Genomic DNA, 12,688 nt, shown 5'->3' on the forward strand with positions numbered 1-12,688 from the left:
CAAACGATTTGTAGGTTCGTCATAGCATTTCAGAAATCGCGGTCCAGCTGCAACCCGCGACAGAATAACCCCTCGCCGGAAATTGTCATAGCATTTCAGAAATCGCGGTCCAGCTGCAACTACACGCGGCTTGCAGAGTTTCTCGCCACGTCATAGCATTTCAGAAATCGCGGTCCAGCTGCAACTGCTAACACAGGGCGCGCTTTCCGGCGCCCGTCATAGCATTTCAGAAATCGCGGTCCAGCTGCAACGCTACCTTGACTTTGTGGCCGACCAGCTCGTCATAGCATTTCAGAAATCGCGGTCCAGCTGCAACCCAGGCGCGACCTCGGTCGTGATGCGCACGGTCATAGCATTTCAGAAATCGCGGTCCAGCTGCAACCATCTTTATCCGCTCAATCTTTCTTCCGGTGTCATAGCATTTCAGAAATCGCGGTCCAGCTGCAACTGAACAGCAATGTTGCGCTCCACGGCGTGGGTCATAGCATTTCAGAAAGCGCGGTCCAGCTGCAACTGCCCGGTCAGCGGTGTCGTCTCGCTGTTCGCCACCGTGGCGCGAAGCGCATCCAGGCGGTCGCTCCACCACATTTCCATTCGCGTCTTCCGTTAACTCGCCCGGTGCAGGTCGCGCTGATCGCGTTCTGATCCTGGTGCCGAGCGCACACTAGATGACGTCGGGCGCCTACCGCTCGCTCCCGTCCCGTGGCGAGCTGGCCGTCGAGCTGGATAGCCGTTGGGAACCGATAATGATAAGAACTATGGGTAATCCAGGCTAAGGGTGGTCATGAAAATCAGCGCGCGCAATCAGATCTCCGGCACGATAGTTTCGGTCACGCCGGGGGCCGTCAACGGCTCGATCAAGGTCGATATCGGAGGCGGCACCATCGTCACCGCGAGCATCACCGAGGAAGCGATCGCCGAACTCGGCCTGGCGCCCGGCGAGATCGTCACCGTCATCATCAAGGCCAGCGACGTGATGATCGGCAAGTAGATGAAGCTCGGCCCCCTCTGGCTGAAGATCCAGATCGCGGCTGGCGATGCCCTGGCGATGGGGCCAGGGAAGGCCGACCTGCTGGAGGCGATCATCGCCGAAGGTTCGATCAGCGGCGCCGGTCGTGCGCTCGGGATGAGCTATCGTCGCGCCTGGCTGCTGGTCGACGAGATGAACCGGTGCTTCGAGCCGGTCCTGGTCGAGACGCTCAAGGGCGGCGGTCGGGAGCGCGGGGCAAAAGTCAGCGCGACCGGCCTCGCGGTTCTCGAAGCCTATCGCGAGATGGAGCGCGAGGCCGCAGCTATCGCCCAACGCCCTGCCTATAGCCGCCTGCTCGGACATCTCCGTGACGGTCCAGTTGCCAAAAACTGAGCGCGATCCGATCGGAAGGCCAGCGCCAAATCTCTATATACGGCCAAATACGACCTCGATATACGCCCAAACATAATGCGGCCGCAGGGACCGCGAACAGGGGTGTTCATCGATGTCGAAGCGGTTCTCAATGCTGCTCTGCGCCACAGTCGTGCCTGCGTTCAGCGCTCCGGCGCTCGCTCAGACCGGCCCGACGGAGGTGGCGCCATCCGCCTCCGATAAAGCAGCCGCCGCCGGCCTTCCCGAAGTCATCGTCACGGCGCGACGCCGGGCGGAGGATGCGCAGCGCGTGCCCGCAGCCCTGTCGGTGGTGGGCGGCGCGCTCATCGACCAGAGTTATACGGTCAACACGCAGGGCCTGACGGCGCTGATCCCGACGCTGAACTACAGCTCGGCCAACCCGCGCAACACCGCGTTTACGATCCGCGGCCTCGGTTCGAGCGTCGTCGCGGTCAGTCAGGCGAACGACGGGCTGGAGCCGGGCGTCGGCTTCTATGTCGATCAGGTCTACCATGCCCGCCCCGCGACCGCCGCGTTCGACTTTGCCGATATCGAGCAAGTCGAGGAATTGCGCGGACCGCAGGGAACGCTGTTCGGCAAGAACACGACCGCCGGCGCGCTTAACATCACCACCCGTGCGCCGAGCTTTACGCGCGAAGGCTTCGCCGAGCTATCCTATGGCAATTATAATTACGTCCAGGCGAAGGGATGGGCATCGGGACCGATCACCGACACCATCGCCTATCGCATCTCCGGTGTGTCGACCCGGCGAGACGGCGTGCTAGACAATGTCCGCACCGGCCGTGCGGCCAATACGCTGGGCACACAGGCGGCGCGCGGGCAATTGCTGTTCAAGCCCGACGACACGATCCAGATGCGCGTCATCGCCGACTTCACCAATTTTCAGGCCTATTGCTGTACGCAGGTCTATCTGCGCACCGGCACGTCGTTGCGCGCGCCCTCGCGCCAGTTCGGCGGACCGGCCGGCCTTGCGGCGCAGTTCGGTTACGCGCCGCCCAGCACCAATCCTTACGACCGCAAGACCGATATCGACGGGCCGCTCGGCGTCGACACCAACGAGGGCGGGGTCAGCGCGATCACCGACTGGAACCTCGGGCCGGTGACCCTGACGTCGGTGACGGCGTGGCGCTTCTGGAACTGGGATGCGGAGAACGACCGCGACTATACCGGCTTGCCCGTCCAGCTGTCGCAGCACATCCCGTCACGGCAGGATCAGTATAGTCAGGAGCTGCGGCTCGCGTCGAACGGCGCGGGGCCGCTGTCCTATGTCGTCGGCCTCTACGGCTTCCGTCAGCGGCTCACCGGGCGACCGATCAGCATCTATGGCCCGGCTGCCGCCCGCTATCTGATCGGCACTACCGTCGTCACCGGTACCGCGCCGAACCAGGTGACGACGGCGGTGCCGTCCAACTTGCTCGACGGCTACGGACAGGACGGCCGCACCGACTTTCGCAGCCTCAGCTACGCGGCGTTCGGCGAGGTCAATTACCGCTTCCTCGACCGCCTGACCGCGACTGTCGGCCTGCGCTACACGCAGGAGGAGAAGGACGGCTATTACGATACGACCGTCTCAGGTGGTCCGGCGACGACCAACGCCGCGCTCATCAACGCGCGTCTCGGCGTGCTGCGCCCGCAAAGCTATGAGGCGCATAACAGCGACGGAAGCTTGTCGGGGCGCGGCAACTTGGCCTGGCAGGTCAGCGACACGACGATGGCCTATGCGAGCTATGCGCGCGGGTTCAAATCGGGCGGGATCAACATGTCGGGCCTGCCGCTCGACAGCAACAATCAGCCCGCGCTGGCGACCGCCGTGGTGCGGCCCGAGCGCAACGAAACCTATGAGATCGGGCTGAAGAACACCTTGTTCGACAACCGGCTGATCTTCAACATCGACGGCTTCTACACCAAGGTCCACGACTTCCAGGCGACCGTAGTGGAGAACTCGCTGACCCAGACGGTGCAGCTGCGCGGTTATCTCTCCAACATCCCGGAGGTGACGGTGAAGGGGATTGAGGCAGACGTGACCGCACTGATCCTGCCGGGGCTCAGCGTGCGAACCAACTTCGCCTATTCTGATGGGAAATATACAAACTATCCCGCTGGCCCGTGCCCGCTGGAGGTGCAGACCGCCGCGACCACCCGTTGCAGCCTGACGGGGCGCAGTCTCGCGTCACTACCGCGCTTCGCGATCACCGCGGGGCTGGATTACCAGCGGCCGCTGGGCAGCGGGCAGGTGTTCGTCCACATCGACACCGCCTCGCGCAGCGGCTTCAACGGCGATCCCAGCCTGTCGCGCTTCACCTATATCCGCGCCTACAACCTGACCAACGCCAATATCGGCTACCGATTCGCCGATGGGTTGGAACTGATCGTCTGGGCACGCAATCTGCTCGACGCCGATTACATCCAGAACCTGACGATCCAGGCCGGCAATTCCGGCCTGATCGTCGGCACACCAAGCGATCCGCGCACCATCGGCGGAACGATCCGCTTCCGCATGTGATGTGCAGCCCTCGCCCATCACGAAAACCGATCATGCCACCGGATTCGCCACATCATCCGATGCCGGTGAAGGCCGTAGCGGCTCGGGCGCCCTCCGGCACCATTTTTGCCGTCCGGCAGCGTTCACGAACGTCCGATAATCGACTAATATAAAATCGTTTTTCTAATTTGTCCGGCGAGGCTTGGGTTGGTTCGCCCGCAGACAGCCCACATCTGTGTCTTGGGTTCATCACGGGGGCGACCGTTGGTATCGGTGACGGCGTGGCACCTCATGCGCGGTGTCCGCGACAGGTGGCGGACGAGCGCCGAGCCGGCGACCAGATAAGTCGGCGCGCGGGACCATCAAATGGTTTGCCGCATTGGCATTTCACCTCATCGAAACGGGCCCCCGTTGCCACGAGAGAGCGATTTTGCTAGCGCCGCGCCCGGTGATATTGAGTTCCGCCACATCCACACGGCAATACCTATGTCTCGTCACAAACTCTTTTCAATCGCTTTATGCGACGCGCAGGCGAACATGGGATAATAGTGGAATAATAGAACGTGTCATTTAGAGTATCGACGATGAGTAAATCGTTCTATTCAGCCTTGTCTTCCCGCAGAATTGCGTAGGATTGGCTCGTGAATTTTACCTTCATTCAAGGACCGGGCAGTCGGTTTTTGCGTCTGCGCTATCAGCTCGCGGGCGCTTTCATCGCGATATTTATTCCCTATCTTCTGATCGTGCTGACCAGCTCGCCAGAGTCTGTGAGTATCTATCTGCTGACTAAAACCCTTTTCTTCAGTATGTTAGCCACAATTCTGGGAGTCATTCTCTTTCGCAGCCTTAGCCAATATCCCGGCGTGGAAGCGAATGCCTATACGCTGCCTTCCTTCGGAATTTCTTTCGGGTTACTGCTTGCGATTCTGATCCTGGCGCGGTTTCCCTACAGCCGAATGCTGCTGTTTAGCAGTTTCGGCCTAATCATTATCTGGTTCATGTTCGTCAATACTATTGCGAACCGCCGGAGAATTCTGACTATTGGTGTCGTGCCCGGCGGCGATCATGAACTTATACTGGGCGTGGAGGGCGTTCGCTGGATTCTGCTCGATGCGCCGGAGCTGGATACCGCCGCCATCCACGCGGTCACAGCAGACCTCAGGATCGATCTGGCGCCCGAATGGGACAGGTGGCTCGCGGATTGCGCATTGCTGGGTATACCGGTCTACCATACCAAACACTTAGCGGAATCGCTTACCGGGATGGTCCAGTTGGAGCATCTGTCTGAAAACAGCTTCGGCACGCTCGCCCCTGTCTCGGCGTTCATGACGATAAAGCATCTGATGGACTGGTTGGTCGCGGCGATCGCCATGCTCTTCCTCCTGCCGCTCATGGCAGCCCTTTGCATCGCGGTTCGGCTGGATTCGCCCGGGCCCGCGATCTTCCGCCAGACACGCATGGGATATCGAGGCGTACCATTCACGGTATACAAGTTTCGCACGATGCACGCCGCGCCGACGGGTGCATCCACACTCCATGCAGCTAAAACGCAATCGGAAGATTCCCGGATCACTCGCATTGGAAGCTTCCTGCGCCGCAGCCGAATCGATGAGCTACCGCAGATCGTGAATATCCTGAAGGGCGAGATGAGCTGGATCGGTCCCCGCCCGGAGGCACGAATTCTCTCTGAATGGTATGAGGGAGAAATTCCGTTCTATCGTTATCGTCATATCGTCCGCCCCGGGATTACGGGGTGGGCTCAGGTCAATCAGGGGCATGTTGCGGAGGTCGATGAGGTTAGAAACAAGCTTTTTTTCGATTTCTATTATATCAAGAACTATTCGCCGTGGATCGATCTCCTGATCGTCTCGAAGACGGTTCAGACCGTATTGACCGGCTTCGGCGCCAAGTGAGCAGGCGCTCCGACATCCCCCAACGGCCCGGCCGCCAGTGATACCGGCTTGGCGAACATGGGTGGAACCAGGCGTGCCGCCCCTGGCGAGAAACCTCATTTGGGAAACATTCTTCGTCCATGCCAAAAGGGGGGTCGATTTCGAGGCGCATCTTCCATGGCATGCGGCCCCCTCAACCCGTTCCGTCCTCCTTTCAGACGCGCGCGGCAACCTGGTCGCGACGGCGATCGTACGTCCGGCGCGACAGACCGGCGTTGCAATGGTCGGCTTCGTCTGTGTGGACGAACCATTCCGGGGCGGCGGCACCGGCCGCGATCTCATCGCGGCGGTCAATGCCTTCACCGACGCGGCGGACTATCGGGCGTCGCTGTTATGGACCGGATTCCCGGGAATCTATACGCGAAGCGGATATGACGTGATCGGCCGGGATGCGTTCGTTCGGATTTCCCGTCGTGGGATCGGGGAAGACTTTGCGCACACCCACGCCAGTTCGAAATGGCCCGGGCCCTGTGACGGCGAAGGTCTGCCCGCCTTCGCGGTGTCGGCGCATCGGTTGTGTACCGAAAGAGCGAAACTGATCGTAGCGGAAGGTCCGCGCGGCGTGACGCTCCTAGACTGGCAGGGCTCTCCAGCGGAGGTTCTGGCAATCATGGAGGCGGAGGGCCATGCCGTCTGGAACGTCAATCTTTCTGCCCCCGACCACTTTCTGGAAGCGATCCCGGCGGATCGATACGCTATCGAATGTCGTGAGGGGGCCGCCACCATGGCACGCTTCACAGAAGCCGTGTTTCCGATTGATTATGTGCCCATAGCCGAACGCATCTAAAGGAACGCTCTATGTCGGGACCCCTCCTGCCGATCGTGAAGGTCCGCATGCCGCCGGCTGATCGGCTCGTGCCAATGCTTGAGGACGTTCTTTACGGCGGCATGCTGGCGGAAGGCGAGCATGTGTACGAGTTCGAGCGGCGTTTTGCCGCGCATTTCGGACTGCCAGAGATTCTCGGGTTCAGCAGTGGTACGGCCGCCCTGCATGTCGCGCTTCTGAGTTGCGGCGTCGAGCCGGGAGATGAAGTCGTTACGACATCGATGACCGCAGAACCGACTAATACGACCATCCTGCAAACCGGGGCAATCCCCGTCTTTGCCGATGTCGAACCGGACAGCGGCAATCTCGATCCCCGATCCGTCGAAGCCTGTATCGGGCCGCGCACGCGTGCGATTCTGGTGGTTCATTATGCGGGCTATCCAGCCCGGTTGAACGCATTACGCGAGATTGCCGATCGGCACGACGTCGCATTAATCGAGGACTGCGCCCACGCGCTCGGCGCGCGCTATGCCGGCCAGGCGATCGGCACGATCGGCGATGCCGCGATCTTCTCGTTCCAGGCGATCAAGCACATGACGACGGTAGATGGGGGGGCGCTGGTGCTTCGCGATCCTAGCCGGATCCGCGACGCGCGCAAACTGCGCTGGTTCGGCCTGGAAAAGGGTGTGCCGCGCACCGAGGTCGATATCACGCGCGCGGGCTACAAGTACAACATGACAAACGTGGCGGGCGCGATCGGCCTGCGCCAGCTTGACAGTATCGACGCCGCCATAGACCGGCATAAGGAGAATGGCCGCTTCTTCGACACGGCGGTCGCTGGCGTGCCTGGCCTTGCCTGCGTCGGGATTGAACAGGCCAGCGAGCCGAGCTATTGGATCTACACGCTCTTGGCCGAAGACTCCGACGCGGTCGAACGCCGGTTGGCCGAAATCGGCGTTGCCGCATCCAAGCTGCATCGCCCGAACCATCTGCATTCGGTGTTCGCACCCTATCGACGTCCGTTGCCGGGACTAGAGGAATTCTATCGCCGGCTGGTACACATCCCATGCGGCTGGTGGGTCACCGACGAGGATCGGGCCCGCATTGCTGATGCCTTGCGCCAGGTATAGACCATGACGATCGCGCTCTTCGATTGTCGCGTGGACGATGTAGCTGCCCGCGCCCTTGATCCACTGTGGCGCAGTGGGCGGCTGGCATCGGGCCCCGCAGTGCCGGCCCTCGAGCAACGGCTCGGCGCCTATGTCGGCGATCGAGCCGTCGCTGCGATGAGCGACATGACCCAGGCACTAGCAATGGCGCTGCGCCTGGCGGGCGTCGGGGCGGGCGACGAGGTCATCACGCTGGCGATGAACTGCATGTCATCGAACAGCGCGATCGCGCTTGTCGGCGCCACGCCGGTATGGGTGGATGTAGATCCGGACACGGGCAGCATCGACATCGCCGATCTCGCCGCCTGTTTCACCGAACGGATACGCGCGGTCGTCGTCTACCATCTGGCCGGCTATATCGGCGACCTGGATGCCGTACGCTCCTTGTGCGACGCCGCCGGCGTACCGCTGATCGAGGATGCAAACGCTGCGCTGGGCGCCGAATGGCGCGGACGGCGTGCCGGTACGATCGGCGATTTCGCCGTATTCTCTTTCTACGCCAACCGACAGGTCAACGGCATAGAGGGTGCCGCGCTTGTCTGCGCGCGGGAGGAGGACGCCGCGCGAGTACGAATATTGCGGCGCTTTGGTATTGATACGGCACGGTTCCGGACCCCGGACGGGGAGATCGATCCGGCGCTCGATGTCGCGGAGATCGGCGTTGCGTCGTCGCTGACCAATGTCAACGCAACGCTTGCCGATCACGCGATGAACGACCTCGACGCGCGTCTCGCCCGCAACCGGAGCAATGTCGAACGGCTGTCCGCCGAATTGGCCGATGTCCCCGGTTTGCGCTTCGTTGCCGAGCTCCAGGGCGCAAGAGGCGTCTTCTGGGTGGCGCTGGTTCGCAGCACCACGCGCGACCGTTTGATGACCGGCCTCAAGTCCGCCGGGATCCAATGTTCCAGACTGCATCAGCGCAACGATGTCTACACCGGCTTCCATGCGAACAGGCGGAATCTGCCCGGCACGACGATGCTCGAAAAGGAGATGCTTGCACTTCCTTGCGGGTGGTGGTTGTCGCACGATGAACTTGATCGGATCGTCGCGGCGGTTCGCCAGAGCGCGCAACGGACGTGATTCACCTCGCCGGATGCAAGCATCCGGCAATTTTCGTGACCATGCCCGTCCAAGGGCGAAGGGAAGATTTCATGCTTGACGGCAAGACCTTGATGATTACCGGCGGAACGGGCTCCTTTGGAACGACCGTTCTGGGACGGTTTGTCGAAACCGGCGTCCGCCAGATCATCGTCTTCTCTCGGGACGAGAAGAAGCAAGAGGATTTGCGGCTGGCGCTGAAAAGCCCGAAGGTGCGTTTCGTCATCGGCGATACCCGCGATCCGCAATCGATCGACACGGCCATGCGCGGCGTGGATTTCGTGTTCCACGCGGCTGCGCTCAAACAGGTTCCGTCGTGCGAATTTTACCCGATGGAGGCGGTGCGCACGAACGTGACCGGCACCGACAACGTGATCCGCGCGGCGATCGCAAACGGGGTACACCGCCTCGTGCTTCTCAGCACCGACAAGGCCGTCTATCCGATCAACGCAATGGGCATATCCAAGGCGATGGCCGAAAAGGTACTCGTATCGCATGCGCGGGCGATGCACGCCGACGGTCCGGTCTTGTGTGCAACCCGTTACGGTAACGTCATGGCCTCCCGCGGATCGGTTATCCCGTTGTTCATCGAACGCATCAAGGCCGGGCAGCCGATGATGATTACCGATCCCGCCATGACGCGGTTCATGATGTCGCTCGAGGATTCGGTCGACCTTGTTCTGCACGCCTTTCGAAACGGAGAGCAGGGTGACATCTTCGTCCAGAAAGCGCCGGCCTGCACCATCGAAACGCTGTCGATCGCGCTCAGCGAGCTGTTCAATGTCCCGCTCAATACCGGCATCCTGGGCACGCGGCATGGAGAGAAGCTTTACGAGACGCTCGTCTCGCGCGAGGAAATGGCCAAGGCAGACGATATGGGCCGCTATTGGCGGGTGCCGGCAGACAACCGAGATCTCAACTACGAACTGTTCATTTCAGAAGGGTCGCAGGCGTTGAACCAGATCGACGACTACACCTCGCACAATACAAACCGGCTTGATGTAGCGCAAACCAAGCAGCTTCTGCTGACACTGCCACATGTTCAGGCCGCACTGCGGCGCTGACGTCGGCGCTGCCGATCCCCATGAGCCGTTCGCGCAGTAGTCACGGATTTGCCATTCTCGCGGATTTCGTATCGCTTTTCGCGGGGCGAGTCGGCGGAATTCTCGTCACTCTGTTCTTCATCCCGCAATACAACCGGCTGCTTGGTGCCGATGCGTTCGGCGCGATCGCGGTGGTCCTGTCGCTCCAAGCCTTCTTCCTGATGTCAGATCTGGGCTTAGCGACGCTCATCAGCCGGGATACCGCGGTCGCGCGGGACAATCCGGCGGCACTGGCTGCGGTGGCGTGGACGCGGCGGCGGGCGGAAGTGATCCTGGCGGTGCTAGCGCTGGGCGTGTTGGCGGTGGCGATCTCGCTGCCGCTGGCCGGGGCGCCGGTGCCGTGGTCTTTAACGGCCGGCGTTAACGCGGGTTTGATCGCGATCCTAATGGTGCTGCTGGTAGGCACCAACATCGTCCAATTGAGCCTGAACGCACTCGGTCTTTACCGCGCCGGCGCGGGAATTTCAGTGGCAGGCGCGCTTGCGCGCGGCGCGGCGACCGTCATCGTTTTGCGGTCGATGCCGAGCTTTTCGGCGCTTCTCCAGGTCCAGGTTGCAATGGCCACGGTCCACTTCGTCCTAGCGCGTTGGGTGCTGGAGCGCGGCTGCGCGGCGAGTACTGATGGCGAGCGGTTGCTGAATTTGCCGGAGATGATGCGGTTAATGCGGCGCTGCACGCCGCTCGTACTTTACACGCTGGGCGGCGCGGCAGCGGTCAATCTCGACAAGTCGATCGTCAGCGCCTTCATCTCGCTTAAGATTGCCGGCACCTATTTCCTGGCGACCACCTATGCGCTCGTGCCGGTGGGCATCCTTTCGGGACCGATCAACAGCTATTTTGCCCCGCGCGTAGCCCATGCGCGACACGCCGGGGACAGCGTCCGCGAATATCGCCTGGCACTCACGTTCCAGCTTGTGCTCATGTGCATCGTGGTCGGGCCATCGCTTAGCCTGGCGTTCCAGATGTCGGACTGGCTGATGCTCTGGCTGCATGATGCTGCTCAGGTGAACAGGATAATGATCATCGCGCCGATCCTGCTGGCCGGCGGCGCCTTGTCCGCCACGGGCTATTACCCGACCACCTATCTGATCGCGGCCGAGGACAACGGATATCTCGCGCGTTTGTCTATTGTGGCAGCGATCGGGGTTTTGATCGCGACGCCATTTTTCGCAGCGCATCACGATCTTGTCGGGGTGGCGTGGAGCTATTGCGCTTTCTACGCGGCCGGCTTCGTTGGGCTTTGGCTGCGCCTTGCCAGCAGAATTGGCTGGGGAGCGATGGCCCGCTTTCTGGCAATCGCGTATCTTATGCCGATGCTGGTTATCACACTCGCTTATCTCTCGCTTCATGCGGTCGCGGCGGCCTTCGCGGTTCCGGCCCCGCTGGCCCTGCTCGGACCGATGGCTGTTGCCAGTGCTGTGGGAATGCTGGCATGCGCAGCCGTGTTTCTGCGCGAGCGCAATCGTCCGGGCTGGGCGGCACAGAAGGAAATCCCGTGACGCTGATCACTATTGTCATCCCCACCCACAACCGTCAGGTCTATGCCGCAGAGGCGGTGCGCAAGATCATTGCGGTGCTGCCCAGCGCGCAGATCATCGTTAGCGATACCAGCGCCGACGACAGGTTGCGCGCGATGCTGCCGGCAGAGACGGTCGAATATGTACGGCCCGATCGGCCGATGGACGTCGTATCGCATTTCGAGTTTGCGCTGGCTGGCGCCCGCGGTCGGTACGTGATGTTCATCGGGGATGATGACTGCATAGGGCCCGGGCTTGAGAAGATTGCCCAATGGGCGGACCGTTGCGGTGTCGACGCGGTCGTTAGCTACGGCGATTCCTTCCTCGCCAACTATTTCTGGCCCGGCGTGCGATCGCGCTTCTATGGCAACGGTTATGCAAGCCGACTGTTCGTGCGGCCATTCACGGGCACGGCGAGGCGGATAGACGCCGTCGCAGCCCTTCGCCGGACCTTGCGCGATTTGGGATCGGGGCTCGGCAACATGCCCCGTGTCTATCACGGCCTGGTTTCGCGCGCGCTGATCGATAAGGTGAAGGCACGTTATGGAACCCTGTTCGGTGGGGTGACCCCGGATATTTACAGTGCCGCCCTGATTAGCGACCAAGCGGCGAACGTCTGGCAGGTCGACTATCCCTTTTGCCTGCCGGGTGGCTCGCCCAGCAGCACCGCTGGCACCGGCGCGGCGGGCACCGACTTGACTTCGCTCGCGGAGCACCCGCACACGGCCGCCTTCGCGGATCTGCGATGGGATCCTGCGCTCCCCGCCTTCTACGCGCCCCACAACGTCTGGGCCTATTCGCTCAAAAAGGCGGTGGACCGGATCGAACGGACCGATCTGCGCCCCAACCTTGCCCGCGTTTATGCGGTGTCTCTACTGCGCCATCGTCGGCAGCGTGCGAAAATCCTCGCAGCGCGTAGCAGCAGCGCGTCGCCTTGGTTGGCAATAACATGGGAAATTGCGCGTGAACTGGTCTTCCAGACCCGCCGCTACGCTATACGGCTGACAGCGCCCAAGGCGGGCGGTACGGCTATTCGCTTTGACGACCTGCCTGACATTTCAGCCGCCTATGATCGTCTGGAGCAGTATATCGCCGATCGGGGGATCGTACTGAAACTGCCGGACTGCGCGAGCGCGCGGGAACCGGCACCGGGAACGATCCGCAACGAACAGCCCCGTTCGCTGGCAGCAGCGCGGTGATATCGCCAACGTCACCCG

At 61.7% G+C, this 12,688-nt stretch carries 10 protein-coding genes and 1 CRISPR repeat array (1 of these 11 only partly in view); all 10 genes read left to right on the forward strand.

Features of this window, described 5'->3' with window-relative positions; genetic code table 11:
• A CRISPR array of direct repeats spans positions 1–514; the repeat unit is 36 nt; unit sequence GTCATAGCATTTCAGAAATCGCGGTCCAGCTGCAAC; it begins 708 nt to the left of the window's first position.
• Positions 515–784: 270 nt separating this feature from the next.
• A complete protein-coding gene (locus FFS35_RS09755; protein WP_137786901.1) occupies positions 785–991 on the forward strand; it encodes a TOBE domain-containing protein in 207 nt (68 codons plus the stop codon).
• Entirely contained in the window at positions 992–1,363 is a 372-nt protein-coding gene (locus FFS35_RS09760) for a LysR family transcriptional regulator (protein ID WP_137786902.1), read from the forward strand.
• Between the two features lie 112 nt (positions 1,364–1,475).
• Positions 1,476–3,887 carry a TonB-dependent receptor gene (locus tag FFS35_RS09765; protein WP_137786903.1) on the forward strand — a complete coding sequence of 804 codons (2,412 nt, stop codon included), beginning with the start codon at positions 1,476–1,478 and terminating at the stop codon, positions 3,885–3,887.
• 620 nt (positions 3,888–4,507) lie between these two features.
• Positions 4,508–5,779, forward strand: coding sequence for a sugar transferase (locus tag FFS35_RS09770; protein ID WP_212742193.1), 1,272 nt, complete (start codon positions 4,508–4,510; stop codon positions 5,777–5,779).
• Between the two features lie 73 nt (positions 5,780–5,852).
• Positions 5,853–6,605, forward strand: coding sequence for a GNAT family N-acetyltransferase (locus tag FFS35_RS09775; RefSeq protein WP_137786904.1), 753 nt, complete (start codon positions 5,853–5,855; stop codon positions 6,603–6,605).
• Between the two features lie 74 nt (positions 6,606–6,679).
• Entirely contained in the window at positions 6,680–7,714 is a 1,035-nt protein-coding gene (locus tag FFS35_RS09780) for a DegT/DnrJ/EryC1/StrS family aminotransferase (protein ID WP_283214564.1), read from the forward strand.
• 3 nt (positions 7,715–7,717) lie between these two features.
• Complete coding sequence (locus FFS35_RS09785) at positions 7,718–8,833, forward strand: DegT/DnrJ/EryC1/StrS family aminotransferase (protein ID WP_137786906.1); 1,116 nt, start codon at positions 7,718–7,720, stop codon at positions 8,831–8,833.
• 71 nt (positions 8,834–8,904) lie between these two features.
• On the forward strand, positions 8,905–9,915 hold the full coding sequence (locus tag FFS35_RS09790; protein ID WP_137786907.1) for a polysaccharide biosynthesis protein: 1,011 nt from the start codon (positions 8,905–8,907) through the stop codon (positions 9,913–9,915).
• Positions 9,916–9,935: 20 nt separating this feature from the next.
• Positions 9,936–11,453 carry an oligosaccharide flippase family protein gene (locus FFS35_RS09795; RefSeq protein WP_137786908.1) on the forward strand — a complete coding sequence of 506 codons (1,518 nt, stop codon included), beginning with the start codon at positions 9,936–9,938 and terminating at the stop codon, positions 11,451–11,453.
• Entirely contained in the window at positions 11,450–12,670 is a 1,221-nt protein-coding gene (locus tag FFS35_RS09800) for a glycosyltransferase (RefSeq protein WP_171007585.1), read from the forward strand. The genes FFS35_RS09795 and FFS35_RS09800 overlap by 4 nt, the downstream gene beginning before the upstream one ends.
• Positions 12,671–12,688 lie beyond the last annotated feature (18 nt).

The organism is Sphingomonas sp. 3P27F8 (assembly GCF_005502745.1).
GTDB lineage: Bacteria > Pseudomonadota > Alphaproteobacteria > Sphingomonadales > Sphingomonadaceae > Sphingomonas.